Source organism: Staphylococcus sp. M0911, from assembly GCF_003491325.1.
Lineage (GTDB): Bacteria > Bacillota > Bacilli > Staphylococcales > Staphylococcaceae > Staphylococcus > Staphylococcus warneri_A.
This window is the reverse complement of the sequence record NZ_CP022881.1, coordinates 750,139-773,442: the sequence shown is the minus strand read 5'-3', so window position 1 is coordinate 773,442 and position 23,304 is coordinate 750,139. Positions and strand designations below refer to the sequence as shown.

The following is a 23,304-nucleotide window of genomic DNA, read 5'->3' as shown; positions in this document are numbered from 1 at the left end:
TGACATGTGCTCTTATCATTTATTTATCTAAACCCATCTTGTCTTCGACTACATCGGCAATTTGTTGTGCAAATCTTTGTGCATCTTCGTCAGTTGATGCTTCTACCATCACACGTACTAAAGGTTCTGTACCTGAAGGACGCACTAAAATTCTACCTTCACCATTCATTTCCACTTCAACTTTAGTCATTACTTCTTTAACATCAATATTTTCTTCAACACGATATTTATCAGTTACTCTCACATTGATTAGTGATTGCGGATAAGTTTTCATTTGTGAAGCTAATTCACTCAATGATTTACCTGACATTTTAACGATAGCTGCAAGTTGCACACCTGTTAATAATCCGTCGCCTGTTGTATTATAATCCATTAAAACAATATGACCTGATTGTTCGCCACCAAGATTATAATTGCCACGTCTCATTTCTTCAACCACGTAACGATCGCCGACTTTTGTTTTATTAGATTGGATACCTTCATTCTCTAATGCTTTATAGAAACCTAAATTACTCATAACTGTTGAAACAATCATATTATTATTTAGTTCTTGATTCTTGTGCATTTCTTGGCCAATGATGAACATAATTTGGTCACCATCAACGATATGTCCTTTTTCATCTACAGCAATGATTCTGTCACCATCACCATCAAATGCTAATCCAAAATCTGCTCCAGTTTCAAGTACTTTTTCTGCAAGTGCTTGAGGATGTGTAGAACCACATTCCTCATTGATATTATAGCCATCAGGACTACAGCCTACTGTTTCAGTATCCGCCTCTAAATCACCGAATAAGAATGGTGCTAATGATGATGTAGATCCATTGGCACCATCTAAAACTATTTTCATGCCTTCTAAATTCACATCTACTGTTGATTTTAAATAACTTAAATATTTTTGTGCACCTTCAAAATAATCTGAGTAATGAACGATATCAGTACCAACTGGTCTTGGAAGACTTGGTTCATCTTGATCTAATAGTGCTTCTATTTCTTCTTCTTGATCATCAGAAAGTTTAAATCCATCAGAACCAAAGAATTTAATACCATTATCAGCAACTGGGTTATGTGATGCCGAAATCATAACACCTAGTCCTGCGTCCATTTCTCTAGTTAAATATGCAACACCTGGAGTAGAAATAATACCTAAACGCATGACTTCTGCACCAATAGAAATTAACCCTGCAATTAATGCAGATTCTAACATTTCACCAGAGACTCTTGTATCCCTTCCTACAAGTACCCTAGGATTTTTTTCACCTTTATTATGTGCTAGTACATAGCCACCATATCTACCTAATTTAAATGCTAGTTCTGGTGTTAACTCTTCGTTTGCGACACCTCTGACACCGTCAGTACCAAAATATTTTCCCATGATTTACTCTCCTTTTATTTCTTTCAATTATTTAACCGTAATATAAGCCTTTGTTTCTTCAGGTTCAACCTTACTTACATTCTTAGGCAAATTAAATTTCACTGTCTTTTCAGTTGATTCTGAAATATGATCTAAATCAACTTCAGCTGTGATATTATCTATACCCTGTAAGTCTTCTCTACTACCATAAATCTCTACTTCATCATCATCTAATTTAATATGATCAACTTTTTTATTACCATCTAAATTTCCAGTAGTCTTAGTATTAACCTTAACTTTTTTACTAAAAGGCTTAACAGACACTTTCAAATCAACTTGTCCTGGGTTAATTGATACGTTTAATTTATTTAAATCTTTATCGTAAGCATTAACATCTGCAACATCTTTCGTATCTTTACTAATCTTAGTTGCATTTTTATATGTTGCTTTTAAGTAAGCAATTTGATTCAATTGTTCTTCTCCACCTGTAACTTTAACTGTCTCAGGTGAAATTTGTTGTTTATCTATTTTATATTCATTTGAAATATCGCTTTGACTTACATCCGGTTGAACATGCATCGTCTTAGTCGTTTTCTTTTCCAATGTAATATTGGCTGCTTTAGGTTTTACATTGTAATTAATACCATTACTTATTCCTTTAACTTGGAATTTTTCATGATATTTACCAGCTTTTTCACCAGATAAATCAACCACTACTTTTAAGTCATCTGGACTTTCAATTTTTAATAATTTAGATTGTGGCCCTGAAATGTTCACATCTACAGTATCTGGAACATGAGTTGCATGTAAATCTTTATGGTTATAAACTACTTCCACTGGAACATCTTGGATTGTCTTTGTTGATTTCTGTGAAATATCATCTGAATTAAATATGTTACCAAAAACATTATTAACAGATAAGAAGAAAAATATTGCTAAAATAAGTGCAACGAATCTTAACCCCCACTTACTCTCTAACATATTAATTCACACCTTTCTTTTGAAAGTGTGTGCCAAACCAATGCTCAGCTAGTAATTCTTCAAACACTTCATTTGAAATATCTCGTCTTAGTTTACCATCAAATGTTACTGACACATCACCTGTCTCTTCAGAAACAATAACTGTAAAAGCATCTGATACTTCTGAAATACCTACTGCTGCTCTGTGTCTAGTACCTAAACTTTTTGAAATTTTAACACTATCTGATAAAGGTAAATAACTAGCGGCTGCTGCTATTTTTGTTCCTTGAATGATCATAGCACCATCATGTAAAGGTGTATTAGGTATAAATACATTGGTTAATAATTCTTGAGAAATTTTAGAATCCATAGGAATTCCAGTTTCAATATAATCCTGTAAACCTGTCTCTTTCTCAAACACTATTAACGCACCTATACGACGCTTAGCCATATACTGAACCGCTTTAGATACAGATTGGATTAACTTCTCTTCATCTTTAGTATAGGCATTTGTATAACGTTTCAAGAAACTTCCTCTACCTAATTGTTCAAGCGCTCTTCGAATCTCAGGTTGGAAAATAACTATTAAAGCAAGTACACCCCATTGAATTACGATATCGAACAATTTAGAAGTCGCAGTCAAATTTAGCATTTTACTGATTTGTTGACCGATTACTATAACAACAATACCTTTTAATAATTGTATTGCCTTAGTTCCTTTAAAAACTGTAATAAGTAAGTAAAGGACATACCACACAATCAATAAATCGAGGACACTAGTTATGACTTTCAAAGTACTGAAATTTTGAAAAAAATTGGAAAAATCCATAACATCTCCTCCGATAACATTTTCCATATCATCCATTATATCAATCATTAGAACACGTGTCATATGAACGGTGAGAAAAATGAAAAAAACTTGCATGTCAAAACACATGCAAGTTGCAATAATTATTTTATAATAATGTTTCTCCGAAAAATGTCCCAAGTAATGAAACTGCTTGTTCAGCTGTACTATTATGTAAATCAATTAATGGATTAACTTCAACCAAATCCATTGATGTAATCATATTACTTTCATGAAGTAATTCTAAAGCAAAATGGCTTTCTCTATAACTTAACCCACCTAATACTCTTGTTCCTGTTCCTGGTGTTTCAGTTGGATCTAAGGCATCGACATCTAATGATAAATGTAACCCATCAACATTTCTTGATTTCAAATAACTTAAAGTATCATTAATAACTGTTTCGATTCCAAGTTTATCTATATCTGCCATAGTATAAGTTTTAATGTTTTGTGCTTTGATATACTCACGTTCACCTTTATCCAAATCTCTCATACCAATTAAAACTATATTTTCAGGTTTAAGTTTAGGTTGACTATTATTTAAATTAACAAGATCACTTGGACCATCACCTAATAATATTCTTAGTGGCATCCCATGTATATTTCCTGATGGTGACTCTTCAGGTATATTCAAATCTCCATGAGCATCATACCAAATTACACCAAGATTTTCATAGTGTTTACTAATACCAGAAATTGAACCTACCGCTATAGAATGATCTCCACCTAAAACTAATGGAAATCTATGATTTACTATCGTTTGTTCAACTTTTTCGCTAAGTACATTTGAGACGCTTATAATTTCATCATAATTTCTCAAGCCTTGTTGCTCAGAATTAAACTTTTTCAAATCTATAGCAGGAACGTCTATATTGCCAATATCTTGAACATTCATACCTAAATTTTCTAATCTTTCCTGTAATCCTGCATATCTTATAGCATCTGGACCTAAATTCACACCTAATTTTCTTTGGCCAAATGTCGAAGGTGCCCCAATAATATCTATGTTCTTCATTAATATATCCACCTCTTTTTATCATGTTATTTATAGAATAATGTATCCGCTTACATAAAACAACATAAAAAAACATCTTTCCGAAGAAAGATGTTAAGAGTGAGCCATAGAGGATTCGAACCTCTGACCCTCTGATTAAAAGTCAGATGCTCTACCAACTGAGCTAATGGCTCTTATGGCTGGGCTAGCTGGATTCGAACCAGCGCGTGACGGAGTCAAAGTCCGTTGCCTTACCGCTTGGCTATAGCCCATTAAGATGGTGGAGGGGGGCAGATTCGAACTGCCGAACCCGAAGGAGCGGATTTACAGTCCGCCGCGTTTAGCCACTTCGCTACCCCTCCAGCATATTTAATTAAAATCAATGGTGGAGAATGACGGGTTCGAACCGCCGACCCTCTGCTTGTAAGGCAGATGCTCTCCCAGCTGAGCTAATTCTCCATAAATGACTCCTACGGGACTCGAACCCGTGTTACCGCCGTGAAAGGGCGGTGTCTTAACCGCTTGACCAAGGAGCCATGGCTCCACAGGTAGGACTCGAACCTACGACCGATCGGTTAACAGCCGATAGCTCTACCACTGAGCTACTGTGGAATAATTATATATTTGCCTGGCAACGTCCTACTCTAGCGGAACGTTAGTCTGACTACCATCGGCGCTAAGGAGCTTAACTTCTGTGTTCGGCATGGGAACAGGTGTGACCTCCTTGCCATTGTCACCAGACAAATGGAATGTATTATACATTCAAAACTAGATAGTAAGTAAAATGATTTTGCGTCGCAAAACATAAATTTTGATTAAGTCTTCGATCGATTAGTATTCGTCAGCTCCACGTGTCACCACGCTTCCACCTCGAACCTATTAACCTCATCATCTTTGAGGGATCTTATAACCGAAGTTGGGAAATCTCATCTTGAGGGGGGCTTCATGCTTAGATGCTTTCAGCACTTATCCCGTCCATACATAGCTACCCAGCTATGCCGTTGGCACGACAACTGGTACACCAGAGGTATGTCCATCCCGGTCCTCTCGTACTAAGGACAGCTCCTCTCAAATTTCCTACGCCCACGACGGATAGGGACCGAACTGTCTCACGACGTTCTGAACCCAGCTCGCGTACCGCTTTAATGGGCGAACAGCCCAACCCTTGGGACCGACTACAGCCCCAGGATGCGATGAGCCGACATCGAGGTGCCAAACCTCCCCGTCGATGTGAACTCTTGGGGGAGATAAGCCTGTTATCCCCGGGGTAGCTTTTATCCGTTGAGCGATGGCCCTTCCATGCGGAACCACCGGATCACTAAGTCCGTCTTTCGACCCTGCTCGACTTGTAAGTCTCGCAGTCAAGCTCCCTTATGCCTTTACACTCTATGAATGATTTCCAACCATTCTGAGGGAACCTTTGAGCGCCTCCGTTACCTTTTAGGAGGCGACCGCCCCAGTCAAACTGCCCACCTGACACTGTCTCCCACCACGATAAGTGGTGCGGGTTAGAAAGTCAACACAGCTAGGGTAGTATCCCACCAATGCCTCCACGTAAGCTAGCGCTCACGTTTCAAAGGCTCCTACCTATCCTGTACAAGCTGTGCCGAATTTCAATATCAGGCTACAGTAAAGCTCCACGGGGTCTTTCCGTCCTGTCGCGGGTAACCTGCATCTTCACAGGTACTATGATTTCACCGAGTCTCTCGTTGAGACAGTGCCCAAATCGTTACGCCTTTCGTGCGGGTCGGAACTTACCCGACAAGGAATTTCGCTACCTTAGGACCGTTATAGTTACGGCCGCCGTTTACTGGGGCTTCGATTCGTAGCTTCGCAGAAGCTAACTACTCCTCTTAACCTTCCAGCACCGGGCAGGCGTCAGCCCCTATACATCACCTTACGGTTTAGCAGAGACCTGTGTTTTTGATAAACAGTCGCTTGGGCCTATTCACTGCGGCTCTTCTGGGCGTTAACCCTAAAGAGCACCCCTTCTCCCGAAGTTACGGGGTCATTTTGCCGAGTTCCTTAACGAGAGTTCGCTCGCTCACCTTAGAATTCTCATCTTGACTACCTGTGTCGGTTTGCGGTACGGGCACCTGTTATCTATCTAGAGGCTTTTCTTGGCAGTGTGAAATCAACGACTCGAGGAAACAATTTCCTCTCCCCATCACAGCTTGACCTTATGAGTGCCGGATTTGCCTAACACTCAGTCTTACTGCTTGGACGTGCAATCCAATAGCACGCTTCGCCTATCCTACTGCGTCCCCCCATCGATTAAAACGATACTAGGTGGTACAGGAATATCAACCTGTTATCCATCGCCTACGCCTGTCGGCCTCAGCTTAGGACCCGACTAACCCAGAGCGGACGAGCCTTCCTCTGGAAACCTTAGTCAATCGGTGGACGGGATTCTCACCCGTCTTTCGCTACTCACACCGGCATTCTCACTTCTAAGCGCTCCACATGTCCTTGCGATCATGCTTCGACGCCCTTAGAACGCTCTCCTACCATTGTCCTACGGACAATCCACAGCTTCGGTAATATGTTTAGCCCCGGTACATTTTCGGCGCAGTGTCACTCGACTAGTGAGCTATTACGCACTCTTTAAATGATGGCTGCTTCTAAGCCAACATCCTAGTTGTCTGGGCAACGCCACATCCTTTTCCACTTAACATATATTTTGGGACCTTAGCTGGTGGTCTGGGCTGTTTCCCTTTCGAACACGGACCTTATCACCCATGTTCTGACTCCCAAGTTAAATTGATTGGCATTCGGAGTTTGTCTGAATTCGGTAACCCGAGAAGGGCCCCTCGTCCAAACAGTGCTCTACCTCCAATAATCATCACTTGAGGCTAGCCCTAAAGCTATTTCGGAGAGAACCAGCTATCTCCAAGTTCGATTGGAATTTCTCCGCTACCCTCAGTTCATCCGCTCACTTTTCAACGTAAGTCGGTTCGGTCCTCCATTCAGTGTTACCTGAACTTCAACCTGACCAAGGGTAGATCACCTGGTTTCGGGTCTACGACCAAATACTAAACGCCCTATTCAGACTCGCTTTCGCTACGGCTCCACATTAGCTGCTTAACCTCGCATCAAATCGTAACTCGCCGGTTCATTCTACAAAAGGCACGCCATCACCCATTAACGGGCTCTGACTACTTGTAAGCACACGGTTTCAAGTTCTCTTTCACTCCCCTTCCGGGGTACTTTTCACCTTTCCCTCACGGTACTGGTTCACTATCGGTCACTAGAGAGTATTTAGCCTTAGGAGATGGTCCTCCCAGATTCCGACGGAATTTCACGTGCTCCGTCGTACTCAGGATCCACTCAAGAGAGTATATATTTTCGACTACAGGATTATTACCTTCTTTGATTCAACTTTCCAGATGATTCGTCTAATATATACTTTTGTAACTCCGTATAGAGTGTCCTACAACCCCAACAAGCAAGCTTGTTGGTTTGGGCTCTTCCCGTTTCGCTCGCCGCTACTCAGGGAATCGATTTTTCTTTCTCTTCCTCCGGGTACTAAGATGTTTCAGTTCTCCGGGTCTGCCTTCTGATATGCTATGTATTCACATATCGATAACATGACATAACTCATGCTGGGTTTCCCCATTCGGAAATCTCTGGATCAACGCTTACTTACAGCTCCCCAAAGCATATCGTCGTTAGTAACGTCCTTCATCGGCTTCTAGTGCCAAGGCATCCACCGTGCGCCCTTAATAACTTAATCTATGTTTCCATCCTACAGGAAACGCGTTATTAATCTTGTGAGTGTTCTTTCGAACACTAGCGATTATTTCTTATGAATTCAAGCTTTAAAACTCTAATTCACTCGGTTTTGCTTGGTAAAATCTATTTTACTTACTTATCTAGTTTTCAATGTACAAGTTCTATTTCCAGTCAAGCGTTTGCATACTGCTTTGTTATCATTACTTTAAATACCCATTTACTCTAGTAAACTCCGCTTTAAAGTATCTCAACGCATTGTCTGCGAATCGCTTTCTTTGAAAAAGAAGATATGTTGAATGTTGTATAAACATTCAAAACTGAATACAATATGTCAATGTTATTCCTTCATCTTCTACGAAGATGTTCCGAATATATCCTTAGAAAGGAGGTGATCCAGCCGCACCTTCCGATACGGCTACCTTGTTACGACTTCACCCCAATCATTTGTCCCACCTTCGACGGCTAGCTCCATAAATGGTTACTCCACCGGCTTCGGGTGTTACAAACTCTCGTGGTGTGACGGGCGGTGTGTACAAGACCCGGGAACGTATTCACCGTAGCATGCTGATCTACGATTACTAGCGATTCCAGCTTCATGTAGTCGAGTTGCAGACTACAATCCGAACTGAGAACAACTTTATGGGATTTGCTTGACCTCGCGGTTTAGCTGCCCTTTGTATTGTCCATTGTAGCACGTGTGTAGCCCAAATCATAAGGGGCATGATGATTTGACGTCATCCCCACCTTCCTCCGGTTTGTCACCGGCAGTCAACTTAGAGTGCCCAACTTAATGATGGCAACTAAGCTTAAGGGTTGCGCTCGTTGCGGGACTTAACCCAACATCTCACGACACGAGCTGACGACAACCATGCACCACCTGTCACTTTGTCCCCCGAAGGGGAAAACTCTATCTCTAGAGCGGTCAAAGGATGTCAAGATTTGGTAAGGTTCTTCGCGTTGCTTCGAATTAAACCACATGCTCCACCGCTTGTGCGGGTCCCCGTCAATTCCTTTGAGTTTCAACCTTGCGGTCGTACTCCCCAGGCGGAGTGCTTAATGCGTTAGCTGCAGCACTAAGGGGCGGAAACCCCCTAACACTTAGCACTCATCGTTTACGGCGTGGACTACCAGGGTATCTAATCCTGTTTGATCCCCACGCTTTCGCACATCAGCGTCAGTTACAGACCAGAAAGTCGCCTTCGCCACTGGTGTTCCTCCATATCTCTGCGCATTTCACCGCTACACATGGAATTCCACTTTCCTCTTCTGCACTCAAGTTTTCCAGTTTCCAATGACCCTCCACGGTTGAGCCGTGGGCTTTCACATCAGACTTAAAAAACCGCCTACGCGCGCTTTACGCCCAATAATTCCGGATAACGCTTGCCACCTACGTATTACCGCGGCTGCTGGCACGTAGTTAGCCGTGGCTTTCTGATCAGGTACCGTCAAGATGTGCACAGTTACTTACACATTTGTTCTTCCCTGATAACAGAGTTTTACGATCCGAAGACCTTCATCACTCACGCGGCGTTGCTCCGTCAGGCTTTCGCCCATTGCGGAAGATTCCCTACTGCTGCCTCCCGTAGGAGTCTGGACCGTGTCTCAGTTCCAGTGTGGCCGATCACCCTCTCAGGTCGGCTACGTATCGTTGCCTTGGTAAGCCGTTACCTTACCAACTAGCTAATACGGCGCGGATCCATCTATAAGTGACAGCAAAGCCGCCTTTCACTATTGAACCATGCGGTTCAATATGTTATCCGGTATTAGCTCCGGTTTCCCGAAGTTATCCCAGTCTTATAGGTAGGTTATCCACGTGTTACTCACCCGTCCGCCGCTAACGTCAAAGGAGCAAGCTCCTTATCTGTTCGCTCGACTTGCATGTATTAGGCACGCCGCCAGCGTTCATCCTGAGCCAGGATCAAACTCTCCATAAAAAATTATGATGTTTGATTAGCTCATAAAACTAAATTAATTGTTGTAACTTTCGTTACATTGTTGGAATTAACGTTGACATATTGTCATTCAGTTTTCAATGTTCATTTGAAACAATTTTCATTATTATATAACTTCTTTAATTCGAAGTCAATATTTAATTAAGATTACTTTATTAAGTCTAAACGATTTGTTTTCGCTTAGCAATAGTAAGTTTTACACTTTCTTAACAAAGTTTTATTAAACTTAACTTGTCGTTTTTGGCGACTTTTATATAATATCAATTTTATCTTTTGAAGTCAACAATGAAATCAAACTTTTTTTAAATTGATATTTTCGAGTTGAATAACTCACAAGAAAATATTCTAACAGGATTTTTCTAAAATGCAATAGAAAAAGCGTATAAAAATATAGTTAATTTTATACGCTTAATAACTTTTTGTTACTTTTGTGTACTTGCGATTACTTTTTGAGCAATTGTCTGATAGATTTTGCCTAATCTATCTTCAGGTTGATAGATAGACGGAGAAAAATCTGTAGGGTTCCATGTTGGTTGTTCTAATGGTAATTCACCGAACAATTGAGTTTCTAACTCATCTGCTAGTTTCGTTCCGCCACCTTTACCAAACACGTATTCTTTATTGCCAGTTTCTTTACTTTCAAAATAACTCATGTTTTCAATTACACCTAAAATTGAATGGTCTGTATGTTTAGCCATAGCACCTGCTCTCGCAGCAACAAATGCTGCAGTTGGATGAGGTGTAGTGACAATAATTTCTTTACTAGAAGGAAGCATAGAATGAACATCTAGCGCAACATCACCAGTACCTGGAGGTAAATCTAATAATAAGTAATCTAGATCACCCCATTTTACTTCCGTGAAAAAGTTAGTAAGCATTTTACCTAACATTGGTCCTCTCCAAATGACTGGTGCATTTTCTTCAACAAAGAAAGCCATAGAAATAACTTTAACGCCATATCTTTCAACTGGGATAACTTCTTTCCCTTCGATACCAGGTTTTTCATCAATGCCCATCATATCAGGTACACTAAATCCATAAATATCAGCATCTACTAGTCCAACTTTTTTTCCTTCTCTAGCTAAAGCAACTGCTAGATTAACTGCAACTGTTGATTTTCCAACGCCGCCTTTACCTGACGCAATTGCTATAAATTCAACAGAATTATTCTTTGATAATAATCCTTCTATCGTTTTAGGCTTTTCAGTACCTTTACCTCTATACTGTTCAACTGTACCTGCAGGTAACTCTTCGAATCTAATACCTACTGTTTTCGCTCCATTTTCTTTTAGCGTTTTAACTACAGCCATTTGTAAGTCTAGTTGAGGTTGTCCACCTAATTGTGCCATAGCAATTTTAACACTAACATGTTCAATTTCTTCTTTAATAGAAACATCAACTATTCCGTTAGTTTCTTTTAAAGGTACATCAATAATTGGATCTTTTATTTCTCCAACTAATTCTTTGACTTGATTTACCGTTAACAAAGTAAATCCCCCTTATTTATATTGTCTCAACTAAATAACTATACTGTGCTATTACCTAGTCTATCTTTTTTAGTATAAGACTTTTTATGTAATAAAAAAAGAAGTTAGCTTTAAATAAATAGCTAACTTCTATGAATACATGATTTTTATACTTCTCTAATATTTTTATTCTTATTCCTAGGTTCTTTGATGAATAATGCGAAACTAAATGCAACTACTACGAATAATGTTACTAACGCAAATGATACATCTACACCTGCAGCAACGGTTTGTCGCTGTATCATTTCTTTACTTCCTGATGTTGCTATTGTAGATCCTAACCATTTTGAGCCCATACTCATAAATGTAACCATTAAAGCTGTTCCTAAAGATCCAGCCATAACACGTCCAAAGTTCATAATGGCTGTACCATGGGAAATGTTTTTATTTTCTAGTGCGTTAATACCAGCTGTATTAATAGGCATCATTAATAAAGAAACTGCAAACATTCTTATTGCATATATAATAATTAAATACATATAGGATGTGTCTGCTTTTAAGAAACACAATAAAAATGTGCATACGGTTAAAATAGTAAAACCGGAAATGATAAGAGGCCTTGGACCATATTTATCATAAAAACTACCTGTAAACACAGACATTAAGCCATTAATTATCGCACCAGGCATGATGACTAGACCTGATAATAATGCGGACAATGCTAAAGCATTTTGTACATATAATGGAATTAATAATGCAGGTCCAACCATGGACATCATCACTATCATTGAAGTAATCGTACTAAAACAAAAAGTTCTCGTCTTAAACACTTTTAAATTAAGTAATGGATTGGAAATTGTTAATTGACGTCTAACAAATATCAATATGATTATCAAACTTACTATTAATGTAACTATGATAATTGGATTCGCGAAGCCTAAACTACCCGCACTACTGAATGCATATAACATCATACCAAATCCAACTGTTGAATATAATATAGAACGTTTATCGAGCTTAGTTTGCTTAGTTTCGTTATAGCTTGAAATAAATATAAAACCGAAGACAAGTGCAATTAATGCGATACCAACTATAATTATGAATGGTACTCTCCAACTCACATGATCAATAATTAAACCTGTGAACGTAGGTCCGATTGCAGGTGCAAATTGAATTACTAAACCAGCTAATCCCATTGCAAATCCACGTCTTTCCCTAGAAAACAGTGTAAACAATGTAAATTGCATAAGAGGCATTAATACACCTGCACCCATAGCTTGAATAACTCTCGCAGTCATTAAGACACCAAAATTAGGTGCAATGGCAGCTACAATCGATCCAATTAAAAAGGTACCCATTGCAGATAAATATAATGGTCTCGTTTTAACTCGATCCATTAAATATGCTGTTAACGGAATCATAACACCATTAACTAACATAAATCCCGTTATCAACCACTGAGATGTACTTTCATCGATTTTTAATTCTCTCATAATATGCGGTAAAGCTGTATTCAATAATGTTTGATTTAAAATAGCTACAAAAGCACTAATTAGCATTACAGAAACAATTAAATTCCTTCGTCTTTTATTAATTTCTATATTGCTCATGAACATAATCTCCTTTATTCAATAATAGTATTTCATTCAAACAAACTACGAAAAACTATTCAAATTTAGTGCTCATTACTTTTTATTATTTAAATTTGTGCTATCTGGATAGAAAATTTCTTTACAAATATATAAGAATCCTATAATTACCATAATCACCCAAAACTTAATATCTATATATGTGTAATGGACATGTATTATAAAGTAAAACAATATTGTCGTAACAGAGTATCCTATTAAATGATAAGTAACTCCTTGAAAGTATGGGTTTTGTGGCAAGCGTTTTCTAAAGTAATCCATAAGATGTTCAACTGCGAATAAAGTGAAATATCCTAAAACAATATAGCTTCCATAATAGAAAATATTGTCGTAAAAGCTTTTATTATAGCCAAAATAACCTAATTTAAAATATATCAAAATCCTACTTAAGCCATATAAACCAAACCCTAAAAACATTAAAAAAATCGTTCCTGAAATAATAAAAATAGTAAGAACAATAAGTGTAGATATTAAATTATACATCTTATTTCTAAAAAACTTCATTACACTTATCCTCCTCCTATTTTGAATACATAAAGTATTTTACCATTAATCGATGACCTTATAAAATTATAAAAACGCCCACAATTAATGTAGGCGTTCTAAACGATTTGTTAAATTTTTTTAGTTAGTCACCGGTTTGTTTTTATAAATGAAACTCCATATCGCCACTAATACAATTGCAATAACAATGGCTAATCCTAATACATTATGCAAGTTGCTACCGAACAACCCTGATTTCATAGCATACATATAGCCCATAACAGTTGATCCAATTGATGACCCTAGGTTTTTAGTCAAAGCGTAAAATGACATCATCTTTTTCATTTGATGTGGTGACGTTTCCTCTTGAACAATGACACTGTCCTTTGTATACACAAACCCAAAACTTAAGCCAGCAAGAATAACGCTAAACGCTATAAGTAACGGTAGTTTTATACCGAAAATAATAATGATACTGCCAATAATTAGGAACGTAAATGCACCAATATACAATGCTTTTCTAGAAAATTTTGCTTCTAATTTAGCTAGGTTAAAGTTTAATATTATCCATGCCACAGATAATGGAAAAATAACAAATCCACTTTGAAGTGGTGATAAACCTAATTGTTCTTGTAAATATACAGGAATGTATAAATTAAAGCCCATTAAACAAATGGCAATTAATAAATCTGTAATAAATACTAAAGCAATCGATTTGTTAAATTCTACCACTGGTAAAAATGGGTGATCAGTTGTTTTTTCAACTTTATATAAAATAAACCCTACCAATAGTGCAAGTAGTAGTGATAAAACATTCAATACAACTTGACCCTGATTAAGCAAACTAAACATTAATAAACCAATAAATACATAAAATAAACTTAAACCTTTAACATCAAAGTTTGTTTTAGATACGATTTCTTCCTCTGGAAAATGGAATGTAAAAATGACTAATATAATCGCAATAAGTGCAATGGGGATATTAATGAAGAAAAGCCAATGCCAAGTTGCTATTTCAAGAATACCTCCACCTAAAAGTGGGCCTATAATACTTGATACGCCCCAAACACTACCTACAATGCCCATAATTTTATATCTTAATGGAATTTCAAAGGCAAGTTTTGGAACAATTTGTGATAACGACATCATCACACCAGCACCAAATCCTTGAATGACTCTAGATATAATGAGCATCGTAAAAGTTTCACTTGTACCTGACATAAAACTACCAATGGCAAATAAAACTAACCCTGTGATAGCGATATATATAATTTTAAATCGCGACATCAGTTCACCAACAATCGGGTTTGCTATAACTAAAGCAATAAAATATGCTGTAAATACTAAAGAAATAAAGCTTCCAGCATTTAAATCTTGACGAATGGTCGGCATTGCTAGTGAAATAATTGACGCTTCAATTGCAGCCATAAACATTATCAAAATTAACGCTAATACCGTTATCATCGATTTTAATCTCATTTAGTTGTCCTCCAACTTAATTTTTCTTACAACTCAATCTATATTATAGACTTTCATTTAATAAAACAATCATTAATTAGTATGACTTTTTCAATTAGTTATATTTTATCTTATTTTTCTACCTGTAAAAAAAGATATCTCTTTTTTAAATGATTTCTAATTAATTAAAAAAGTAACTAGAGACATCATCGTAATATCCCTAGTTACCTTATATTTTCTGTTTAAGACATAAAAAATAGTATGCCTATTAAATGGAAAAATGAAGCTATTAAAATAAATATATGCCAAATCATATGAAAATATGGTCGGTTTTTTTGTGCATAAAACCAAGCACCAATAGTATAAGATAAACCACCTAATACAATAAATAGTATAAATATCCATGATGTTCGTAAAACGATAATAGGTGCAAATATAACACCTACCCACCCCATAACTAAATAAACTATTAGACTTAGCTTATGGTTAACATGAGTGGCAATTGACTTATACAAAATGCCCCACACTGTTGTCCCCCATAATAGAATAAACACAGTCCAACCTAACCAACCACCAACTACATTTAAAAGTATTGGTGTATATGTACCTGATATCGCAACATATATCATACTATGATCTATAATTCGCAATACATATTTTTGTACTGTATGATTCGCCATAGCATGATAGACCGTTGATGATATGAACATTAAAAATAAACTTATGACAAATATTGAAATACTTGTCGACAATAATGTGCCGCCCTTATTAAAACTATGCACTGCAGCGTATGGTAATATAATCATTGTACAAAATGATGCAAAGCCATGTGTGACAGTATTACCAACTTCCTCACCAAATGACAAAGGCATAATATCTTTAAAAGAACTATGATTTGATTCAATATGTTGTTCTGTGTTTGACATGATATGGACCACCTTAGTTTAAATCATTCCCATTCGTTTCAAATCAGCCGTTGCCGTTTCTACGCTGTCTTTTCCTTCTTTATTTTTCAATGGTGAAAACTCTTCTTCTCTTGATACTTGTAACGTAATAAAGCTAGTACCATAACGGAAAATATCAAAATAGAATAACTCGAATTTAAGTGTTGGTCGTTCAACTACTCCAAAGTCTTCATCTAGTTGTTTTAAATTTTTAATTGCTAAATGATAAGGTAATTCTCTATCAACTGCACTCATAATAAATCCTAATTTAAATGCATGGATACCAATGTTTGCGTTATCAAATTGATTTGCAACATTAGGATCAAGTTCTGAATACTCGAGAACTGTATCTTTACTATCTTTATTTACAAGTCTCCCAACACTTTCACCTTTTTTAGGTTTTATTGTCTTAGACGTAATATCTTTATTATTTGAGACTGTAAATCCTGCAAACATTGGGTCTAAAACTTTAACTAATACATTATCGATATTATTTAAAAATATATATTTAACATTATCTTGTTTCATTTTATCAAGATAGCCAGCTTTTTTAAGTGATTTAAAGATACCACCATTACCGTTTGGTGTTTCCATAATATGGCCCGCTTCATTCAACACAAGCTGTCCTGATTCACTTAATGCAACGATATTATCTTGTTTAAAGAAATGAATTTTGTCTACATCATAATTAAAATACTGTTGCTGTTCAAAATAAGCTAATGTTGCTTCATGGTTGATATCACTTGTCATGATATACCAATCCATCGTATGTCCTGTTTCTTTCTTTAATTCGAGTAATTGACGTGCTTGTAATTCAAACAAACTCACGCCTTCAATTTCAAATGAGCCTTTCGGACCTGAATAACCTAATCTAGTCCCTTGTCCTCCAGCCATTAATACTACTGCAAACTGTCCATTTCTTATAGCTTCAATACCTTGATTTCTATATTCATCTTTCCCTTGTTCGTCAAGTTCAGACTTAACAGTATATTTAACTTCCGAAACATCTGATGCATCTTCAATCGTTTGTCTATTAACATATAAGTTTTTATACATCTCTTGAATTTCTTCTAAATCTAATGATTCAATTTTATCTTCAAGTGCTTGTTTTTCATTACTACTCATTAATTTTTCATATTCGTATAAATGTTGTTGATTAAATTTCTCTAATTTATTTTTCTCTAACATCAATTTGTCTCCTTATGTAAATTATAATTTCACTCGATTTCAAGTTCGAATTTATGTATCTTGTTTTTAATATTGCGTAAATAGGTATCCCCAATGATGTATGATATCATTTACTTCACTTTGAAAAAACACATAAATGGCTCCAACTGTTAAAGCAGTCGCAAGTGATAAATCTACAAGTCCACCTGTTTTAAAATTCAATGGCGTTTTAATTGTTATTGGCAATGGATACAATAATTTAACCCCTTTGGGTGTTACCATGTCTAGTATAACATGTGAAATCAATCCTATGATAATTGCTACTTCATAATATATAGGTGTATCTATGATATGAAGTAAAATCCCTATGATTCCTATAAATAATAATGAATGGGTAAATGTTCGATGACCAAATAAGAGTCGAATTAAAAAACTAAGTATTTTAAATTTCCTACCTATTTTACTTTGGGTATGACAAATATCAGGTAATAAACTAGAAATAACCGACAATACAATAACTGTCACTGATGAAAATAAATCTGTATGAAAATATTGAGTTGTTAGTGCACCTACTAATAGTCCACAAGATGCATGTGTCTTTCCAGTCATAATTACCTCTCCTTTAATAGCAATATTTTATCATATTCTCCTTATTTATACGAACGTATTTTCGGTCTGAGCAATATTAAAATAAATAACAATTAGTATGACTTAATTTTAAAAAGTATCACATTTTATCTTGAAAACGGTTACAAAATGATTTATGATATACATACAAAATTAATTAAAGGATGTGTATTGGATCATGGCAATGACAGTAAAAAAAGATAATAATGAGGTTAGAATCCAATGGAGAGTAGCAGATATCAAAATTCCAACGAATGAAATTAAAAATATCTCTCAAGACCAAGATATTCATGCAGTACCTAACGTTGAAGGTAGAGAAGTTTCTAGAATTGGTTCTACATTTGGTAAAACAAATCGCGTTATTATTGATACAGATGACCATGAATACATTATTTATACTCAAAATGATCAAAAAGTGTATAACGAACTAACAAAATAATCTTTTAATAATAAAGTTTCAATAAACATAAGAGAGACAATGGTATTGCTAAAAAGCGCAATATTCATTGTCTCTTTTTATTTTTAATAGTACTGTTGAAAGACTATAATTTAATTAGAACACAATTACGACTAATACAAATATATAAGGAGTGATTTTTAATGTTTGTTGTTACAAATCGCATTACTGTAAAACAAGGTTTTGCAGAAAAAATGGCGCCAAGATTTACACAAGGCGGGAAGATTGAATCGTTAAATGGATTTCATAAAATCGAAGTTTGGCAAGTTAATAACGAAGACGATGACACTGAGGATATGTACGTTAATACATGGTGGGAAACAGAAGAGGATTTTAATAACTGGGTAAAAAGTGATGCATTTAAAGAGGCACATCAACGACCTAAAGATTCCAAAAGTGATGAACCATCTCCAGTTATAAGCAACCAAATTGTAAAAGCAAATGTGCTATCTGTTTTAAATCCATAATATTACCCAAAAGTTAAAATAATAAAAAGCCAAGATAAGCAATTGTTATAGCAACAAATAAGTCATCTTGGCTTTTATATTATAAAAATAGATGTGCGATTAAAGTAATAATAGGTAATGTAATAATTGTTCTGATTAAAAAGATAACGAATAGTTTGCCAATGTTAACTGGTATTTTTGAGCCTAAAATGACGCCGCCTACTTCTGATAAATATATTAATTGTGTAATACTCAATGCACCAATAACAAATCGAGTTAAATCACTATGTGCACTTTCAATTAATATAGATGGTAAGAACATATCTGCAAAGCCAATTAAAATAGTTTGGGATGCATGAGTAGCTTCAGGGATTTGTAATAATTGTAAAAACGGAACGAATGGTTTACCAATCAATTCAAAGATTGGTGTATAGTTTGCAATAATAGTCGCAATCGTACCAATACTCATCACTACAGGTAGTATCACAAACCACATATCTACAACTGTTTTTAATCCAGATTTAAAGAAGTCTTTCACACCTGGTGCTTTAATCCCTACTTCGGTAGCCATATCAAATCCATGACCAATCGCCGTCTTACCTTCAGGAAGTTGCTCTGTTCTTGCATCACTCGATACGTCTTTCGCATATTCATCTGGTATCTTATTCAATGGCCATATTCTTGGCATGATTACTGCCGCGATTAAACATGAAATGATAACACTTAAATAGAATAAGAAAAATTGATCTTGCATTTTAACAGTATCTGCAATAATAATTGCAAAGGTAATTGATACCACACTAAAAGTCGTGGAAATCACCGTTGCTTCCCTTCTTGAATAAAAACCTTCTTCATATTGGCGACTTGTAATTAATACACCAACAGTTCCGTCACCAATAAATGATGCCAAATTATCTACTGTTGAACGGCCAGGCAATGTAAACAATGGTCGCATGACAGGTCTAAATAAAGGTCCTAACAACTCTAATAGACCGTATTCCATAAGTAATGGTAAAAATAAAGCCGCAAATAAAAATACAGCTACTAAAGTTGGTAATAAACTAGAAAACACAAGTCCACCAGTATCTTCTGAATATATCATTTTAGGTCCGACTTTTAGTAACGTCATCCATGCAAAAATAACGGCTAAAACTCTTAATATTATCCAACTCACATTTACATTAAACGCATTATACAATAAGCCCTTTGGATCTAATTTATCTTTTAAAATCGTAGAACAAATGAGTGTTAAAATCGCCGATAATGTTATAATTGTCACAATGATAAATGGCATTGCCCCACCCACAATATCTTTTAACCAATTAGCTAAAAATGCAACAGGTAGTGTCGTTTGCTTTTTACTATCTTGTTCTACTGGTATAGGAATTAAGAATAAAATGATGCCGATAAGTGACATTGTAATAAATTTAATTCGACCTTTAATGATTTCTTGCTTAGTATATCTATTCATCTTCCGTCATCCATTTCTATCTATTTAAAAATACAATTATATATACTCAAATTACATTTATATTTCTTTCTAAACGTCATCTCATATATATACATTTTTATGAATAATTAAGTATTTAATACTATACGCGATTTACATTCAAAGTGCAATGGCTATAAGTTAAATAATTTTAGAATTTCATAGCTACTCGCTTAAACATTTTTATGACATATAAAATGCACCAAGAAACACAATATCCTGTGTCTTGATGCATCATATGTCCATTAGCCGTACAACTTATGATTACATTTTTCTTAATAAAAATAAGAAGTAAGGTGCCCCGATAATAGCAATAATGACACCTACTGGGATATCCAATGGGGGATGAATACCTCTTGCTAAACCATCACCAAATGTTAATAATATCGCTCCGATTAAACCGGACATCATTGCGACATGCATTGTTTTATGACCAACTATTTGTCTTGCAATATGAGGTGAAATTAATCCTAAGAAGCTAATACCACCTACGACTGAAATGGAAGCACCGGCTAACATTACTGATAAAATGAGTAATACCATTTTTAATCTTTTAACTCTAGCACCTAATGCGACAGCGACGTTATCTCCTAATCCTAGGATATCTAATTGATGGCTCAACATTAAAATTATCGGAATAGTAATAATGAACCAAGGTAATACAGATAAAAAGTTTGAAATATTATGACCGTATAAACTACCGGTTAACCAAACAAGTGCATTATTAGCATCCATAGGATTACGAATTAACAAGAACTGCACAATCGCCGTACATATTGCTCCAATTGCCAAACCAATTAAAGCTAAATTAGAACCTTTAACATCAAATTTAGAAATTAAAAAAGATAATATTAGGCTAATCATTAACGCCCCGATAAACGAACCGATAGGCAATATAGCTAATGGTGCAGATGGAAATAACATGATGATAATGACAGCAGCTAAACTAGCACCTTTAGAGATACCTATCACATCTGGAGAGGCAAGTGGATTTCGAACAACACCTTGGATAATTGCCCCAGATATCGCTAAACTGCTACCGATAATCAGTCCTAATAATGTTCTAGGGATTCTATATTCATTTAAAATAAAATTATCATGTGTGAAGATGCCTTTAATCGCCTCGATAGGATTCACGATTACTGAGCCAATACATAAGCTAAAAATGGCACTAATAACTAATAATATTGTAACAATACTATATCTAATCATATGCTTCTTCCTTGTCATACGCGTTTCACCCCTTTAACTGTGATAAATAAGAAGTAAAATGCACCTACGAAAGAAGTCACGATACCAACTGGAGATTCAAAAGGATGTGTGACAAGTCGTGATAAAACATCAGAAAATAATAATAAATCGGCACCAATTATAATAGTGAGTGGAATCATTAAAATATAATTATTATTGATATAACGTTTAACAATATGAGGTACGATCAAGCCTACAAATCCTATAGGACCTACGATTGAAACTGATAAACCCGCTAAAATAATGACTAATAATCCTAAGAGCATTCGAACAACTTGAATTTTTTGACCTAATCCTTTAGCAATATCGTCGCCTAGTTCCATTATTGTTAATTGTCGTCCCATAAGCATTGTAACTATCATAGCCACAACTAACCATGGTGTAATAGCAATCACTTCTGGCCACTTAACACCTGACAATGAACCTACTAACCAAAACATCACTGATGAGTTGGAATCCTCATTTAACAATATTACCCCTTGGGTCATACTACTAAAGAATAAATGAACTGCCATACCTGCTAATGCTAATTTAACTGGAGTCATTGCCTTGGTTGAACCTGAAAGTGTATAGACCGTTAATCCACCTAAAAATGCACCTATCATTGCTAAAATCATGGAATAGCTTTCAAGTGATGGTATTAGAACCGTTATTAATACAATTACAAAAGAAGCACCAGCATTCACACCAAATATTTGCGGTGAAGCCAATGGATTTCTTGTAATAGATTGCATTAGTAAACCTGCAAGTGCCAGTGCACCACCGATTAATAAACCTGCTAACATGCGTGGCATTCTTGAATTATGTATCAAGAATGACTGCTTCGTATCAGTATGCCCTGTAATATAATGAAAGATATCTTTAAATTCAATATGAGAAGAACCAATCGCTAAATTTAAATAAATACAAATAAAAAGAAAGCACACACTCACAATATATGCGAGTGTAGTGCGTTTTCTTTTTTCTTGTAATATAGCGGATTGACTACTTTGTTCTTTCATAGTCATCGTTTTCCACCTTACTTATCGTCTTTATTGTGATCCTTTTTAGAAATCTCAACTAATTCTTTTGCCATTTCTTCAGAAGAAATTAAACCACGAGCTCTTGCCCATAAGTCACGATCTACAACATCTACACGATTATTTTTTACTGCATCAAGTTTTTTCCAAACTGGATCTTTTTGCATTTTCTTGAATGTTGGTTCGTCCGGACTTGCTTTATCAGTCATAATAAACATACGACCTGGATTAACGTCTGACAATGTTTCTGAATTCATTTCTAAATAAGGTCCTTTTAAGTATTTACTTAATCCTTTTGTAACATCTGGTGATAATGCTTCTTTAAATCCTAATTGTGTTAGGAATTGACCAACATATGATTCACTAGGATGTCCTAAGAAACTTGATTTTGCTGCTACAGCTGGTAATACTTTTTCATCTTTATCAAATTTGATGTCTTTTTTGTATTCAGCAATTTTCTTATCATGTTCTTTTAGACGCTTTTTACCTTGGTCTTCTTTACCTAATGCCTTAGAAATTGTTTTGAATGCATCGATATTATCATCATAGTTACCATCGAAACTTTTTAGTTCGATTGTTGGTGCAATTTTGTTTAAATCTTTATAAATTCCTTTATGTCTGTTGCTATCAGCAATAATTAAATCTGGTTTTAACTTACTAATCTCTTCTAAATTAGGTTGCTTACGAGCACCTACTGAAGTATAATTTCCGATTTTATCTCTTAATGGTTTAATAATACGTTCTTTTTTATTATCATCTGCAACCCCTACAGGTTTAACATCTAACGCTGCTAATGCATCTACAAACGAGTATTCAAGAACGACCACACGTTTAGGATGTTTAGGAACTTTTGTTGTTCCTTCAGCATGTTTAATTTCAACCCCAGCTTTAGATGCTGATTTATTTTTAGAGTCGTCTGACCCGTTATTGCTTACACTACCGCATGCAGTCACTAAAACTAAAGCTAACATTAAGCCGAGTATGCTCAAAAACTTGATACCTTTCATTT

General features: G+C 35.8%; 17 protein-coding genes, 6 tRNA genes and 3 rRNA genes. 2 read left to right on the top strand and 24 right to left on the bottom strand.

The features are described 5' to 3' along the window. Nucleotides 1–19: 19 nt before the first annotated feature. From glmM to ssp1_RS03615, 20 genes are all read right to left on the bottom strand, one after another. Entirely contained in the window at nucleotides 20–1,375 is a 1,356-nt protein-coding gene (glmM, locus tag ssp1_RS03710; protein WP_075777866.1) for a phosphoglucosamine mutase, read from the bottom strand. 27 nt (nucleotides 1,376–1,402) lie between these two features. Continuing rightward, nucleotides 1,403–2,335: a CdaR family protein gene (locus tag ssp1_RS03705; RefSeq protein WP_075777865.1), complete on the bottom strand. Its 933-nt coding sequence runs from the start codon at nucleotides 2,333–2,335 to the stop codon at nucleotides 1,403–1,405. Between the two features lies 1 nt (nucleotide 2,336). Continuing rightward, complete coding sequence (gene cdaA / locus ssp1_RS03700) at nucleotides 2,337–3,143, bottom strand: diadenylate cyclase CdaA (protein ID WP_002451707.1); 807 nt, start codon at nucleotides 3,141–3,143, stop codon at nucleotides 2,337–2,339. Between the two features lie 127 nt (nucleotides 3,144–3,270). Further along, nucleotides 3,271–4,176: an arginase gene (rocF, locus tag ssp1_RS03695; protein ID WP_075777864.1), complete on the bottom strand. Its 906-nt coding sequence runs from the start codon at nucleotides 4,174–4,176 to the stop codon at nucleotides 3,271–3,273. Nucleotides 4,177–4,276: 100 nt separating this feature from the next. Further along, a tRNA-Lys gene (locus ssp1_RS03690) sits at nucleotides 4,277–4,349 on the bottom strand. Nucleotides 4,350–4,352: 3 nt separating this feature from the next. Next, nucleotides 4,353–4,427 (bottom strand) — tRNA-Gln (locus ssp1_RS03685). Nucleotides 4,428–4,433: 6 nt separating this feature from the next. Further along, a tRNA-Tyr gene (locus ssp1_RS03680) sits at nucleotides 4,434–4,517 on the bottom strand. A gap of 21 nt (nucleotides 4,518–4,538) precedes the next feature. After that, nucleotides 4,539–4,614: transfer RNA gene (locus tag ssp1_RS03675), tRNA-Val, on the bottom strand. 5 nt (nucleotides 4,615–4,619) lie between these two features. Continuing rightward, nucleotides 4,620–4,691, bottom strand: a tRNA-Glu gene (locus ssp1_RS03670). 1 nt (nucleotide 4,692) lies between these two features. Next, nucleotides 4,693–4,767, bottom strand: a tRNA-Asn gene (locus tag ssp1_RS03665). Nucleotides 4,768–4,781: 14 nt separating this feature from the next. Next, a 5S ribosomal RNA gene (rrf, locus tag ssp1_RS03660) occupies nucleotides 4,782–4,896 on the bottom strand. 70 nt (nucleotides 4,897–4,966) lie between these two features. Further along, nucleotides 4,967–7,888 (bottom strand): 23S ribosomal RNA (locus tag ssp1_RS03655). Between the two features lie 380 nt (nucleotides 7,889–8,268). Beyond that, a 16S ribosomal RNA gene (locus tag ssp1_RS03650) occupies nucleotides 8,269–9,821 on the bottom strand. The 16S, 23S and 5S rRNA genes sit together here with 6 tRNA genes alongside, the layout of an rRNA operon. Before the next feature lie 440 nt (nucleotides 9,822–10,261). After that, nucleotides 10,262–11,326, bottom strand: coding sequence for a P-loop NTPase (locus ssp1_RS03645; RefSeq protein ID WP_075778648.1), 1,065 nt, complete (start codon nucleotides 11,324–11,326; stop codon nucleotides 10,262–10,264). A 146-nt stretch (nucleotides 11,327–11,472) separates the two neighbouring features. Further along, a complete protein-coding gene (locus ssp1_RS03640) occupies nucleotides 11,473–12,915 on the bottom strand; it encodes an MDR family MFS transporter (RefSeq protein WP_075778649.1) in 1,443 nt (480 codons plus the stop codon). A 75-nt stretch (nucleotides 12,916–12,990) separates the two neighbouring features. Beyond that, nucleotides 12,991–13,458: a SepA family multidrug efflux transporter gene (locus ssp1_RS03635; protein ID WP_002450466.1), complete on the bottom strand. Its 468-nt coding sequence runs from the start codon at nucleotides 13,456–13,458 to the stop codon at nucleotides 12,991–12,993. Between the two features lie 120 nt (nucleotides 13,459–13,578). After that, complete coding sequence (gene sdrM, locus ssp1_RS03630) at nucleotides 13,579–14,916, bottom strand: multidrug efflux MFS transporter SdrM (protein WP_075778650.1); 1,338 nt, start codon at nucleotides 14,914–14,916, stop codon at nucleotides 13,579–13,581. Between the two features lie 221 nt (nucleotides 14,917–15,137). Next, entirely contained in the window at nucleotides 15,138–15,821 is a 684-nt protein-coding gene (gene trhA, locus ssp1_RS03625) for a PAQR family membrane homeostasis protein TrhA (RefSeq protein ID WP_049424626.1), read from the bottom strand. Between the two features lie 18 nt (nucleotides 15,822–15,839). Then, nucleotides 15,840–17,027 (bottom strand): UTP--glucose-1-phosphate uridylyltransferase, encoded by a 1,188-nt coding sequence (locus ssp1_RS03620; RefSeq protein ID WP_075778651.1) that lies wholly within the window; start codon nucleotides 17,025–17,027, stop codon nucleotides 15,840–15,842. A 66-nt stretch (nucleotides 17,028–17,093) separates the two neighbouring features. Next, nucleotides 17,094–17,615 carry a metal-dependent hydrolase gene (locus tag ssp1_RS03615; RefSeq protein ID WP_002450470.1) on the bottom strand — a complete coding sequence of 174 codons (522 nt, stop codon included), beginning with the start codon at nucleotides 17,613–17,615 and terminating at the stop codon, nucleotides 17,094–17,096. A gap of 196 nt (nucleotides 17,616–17,811) precedes the next feature. On the opposite strand from ssp1_RS03615, the gene ssp1_RS03610 reads away from it, so the two are divergent. Together ssp1_RS03610 and ssp1_RS03605 are read left to right on the top strand one after the other, a co-directional pair. Continuing rightward, nucleotides 17,812–18,072 carry a SunI/YnzG family protein gene (locus tag ssp1_RS03610; RefSeq protein ID WP_002450471.1) on the top strand — a complete coding sequence of 87 codons (261 nt, stop codon included), beginning with the start codon at nucleotides 17,812–17,814 and terminating at the stop codon, nucleotides 18,070–18,072. A gap of 161 nt (nucleotides 18,073–18,233) precedes the next feature. Then, on the top strand, nucleotides 18,234–18,557 hold the full coding sequence (locus ssp1_RS03605; RefSeq protein ID WP_075778652.1) for a heme oxygenase: 324 nt from the start codon (nucleotides 18,234–18,236) through the stop codon (nucleotides 18,555–18,557). Between the two features lie 79 nt (nucleotides 18,558–18,636). Here ssp1_RS03605 and ssp1_RS03600 read toward each other — a convergent pair whose 3' ends face one another. From ssp1_RS03600 to ssp1_RS03585, 4 genes are all read right to left on the bottom strand, one after another. Beyond that, nucleotides 18,637–20,007: a YjiH family protein gene (locus tag ssp1_RS03600; RefSeq protein ID WP_118828120.1), complete on the bottom strand. Its 1,371-nt coding sequence runs from the start codon at nucleotides 20,005–20,007 to the stop codon at nucleotides 18,637–18,639. A 282-nt stretch (nucleotides 20,008–20,289) separates the two neighbouring features. Next, nucleotides 20,290–21,255, bottom strand: a complete 966-nt coding sequence (locus ssp1_RS03595; protein WP_037551895.1) for a FecCD family ABC transporter permease — start codon at nucleotides 21,253–21,255, stop codon at nucleotides 20,290–20,292. Further along, nucleotides 21,252–22,283 (bottom strand): FecCD family ABC transporter permease, encoded by a 1,032-nt coding sequence (locus tag ssp1_RS03590; RefSeq protein ID WP_118828119.1) that lies wholly within the window; start codon nucleotides 22,281–22,283, stop codon nucleotides 21,252–21,254. The genes ssp1_RS03595 and ssp1_RS03590 overlap by 4 nt, the downstream gene beginning before the upstream one ends. Before the next feature lie 11 nt (nucleotides 22,284–22,294). Then, nucleotides 22,295–23,302, bottom strand: coding sequence for an ABC transporter substrate-binding protein (locus ssp1_RS03585; RefSeq protein ID WP_075778655.1), 1,008 nt, complete (start codon nucleotides 23,300–23,302; stop codon nucleotides 22,295–22,297). Nucleotides 23,303–23,304: the final 2 nt, after the last annotated feature.

What these genes read in the sequence shown, in the direction of transcription:
- ssp1_RS03595 (WP_037551895.1), bottom strand. Translation starts at nt 21,255, where the DNA reads ATGACAAGGAAGAAGCATATGATTAGATATAGTATTGTTACAATATTA.
- glmM (WP_075777866.1), bottom strand. Translation starts at nt 1,375, where the DNA reads ATGGGAAAATATTTTGGTACTGACGGTGTCAGAGGTGTCGCAAACGAA.
- ssp1_RS03590 (WP_118828119.1), bottom strand. Translation starts at nt 22,283, where the DNA reads ATGACTATGAAAGAACAAAGTAGTCAATCCGCTATATTACAAGAAAAA.
- trhA (WP_049424626.1), bottom strand. Translation starts at nt 15,821, where the DNA reads ATGTCAAACACAGAACAACATATTGAATCAAATCATAGTTCTTTTAAA.
- ssp1_RS03615 (WP_002450470.1), bottom strand. Translation starts at nt 17,615, where the DNA reads ATGACTGGAAAGACACATGCATCTTGTGGACTATTAGTAGGTGCACTA.
- ssp1_RS03640 (WP_075778649.1), bottom strand. Translation starts at nt 12,915, where the DNA reads ATGAGCAATATAGAAATTAATAAAAGACGAAGGAATTTAATTGTTTCT.
- ssp1_RS03605 (WP_075778652.1), top strand. Translation starts at nt 18,234, where the DNA reads ATGTTTGTTGTTACAAATCGCATTACTGTAAAACAAGGTTTTGCAGAA.
- sdrM (WP_075778650.1), bottom strand. Translation starts at nt 14,916, where the DNA reads ATGAGATTAAAATCGATGATAACGGTATTAGCGTTAATTTTGATAATG.
- ssp1_RS03585 (WP_075778655.1), bottom strand. Translation starts at nt 23,302, where the DNA reads ATGAAAGGTATCAAGTTTTTGAGCATACTCGGCTTAATGTTAGCTTTA.
- ssp1_RS03620 (WP_075778651.1), bottom strand. Translation starts at nt 17,027, where the DNA reads ATGTTAGAGAAAAATAAATTAGAGAAATTTAATCAACAACATTTATAC.
- ssp1_RS03610 (WP_002450471.1), top strand. Translation starts at nt 17,812, where the DNA reads ATGGCAATGACAGTAAAAAAAGATAATAATGAGGTTAGAATCCAATGG.
- ssp1_RS03705 (WP_075777865.1), bottom strand. Translation starts at nt 2,335, where the DNA reads ATGTTAGAGAGTAAGTGGGGGTTAAGATTCGTTGCACTTATTTTAGCA.
- ssp1_RS03600 (WP_118828120.1), bottom strand. Translation starts at nt 20,007, where the DNA reads ATGAATAGATATACTAAGCAAGAAATCATTAAAGGTCGAATTAAATTT.
- rocF (WP_075777864.1), bottom strand. Translation starts at nt 4,176, where the DNA reads ATGAAGAACATAGATATTATTGGGGCACCTTCGACATTTGGCCAAAGA.
- ssp1_RS03635 (WP_002450466.1), bottom strand. Translation starts at nt 13,458, where the DNA reads ATGAAGTTTTTTAGAAATAAGATGTATAATTTAATATCTACACTTATT.
- cdaA (WP_002451707.1), bottom strand. Translation starts at nt 3,143, where the DNA reads ATGGATTTTTCCAATTTTTTTCAAAATTTCAGTACTTTGAAAGTCATA.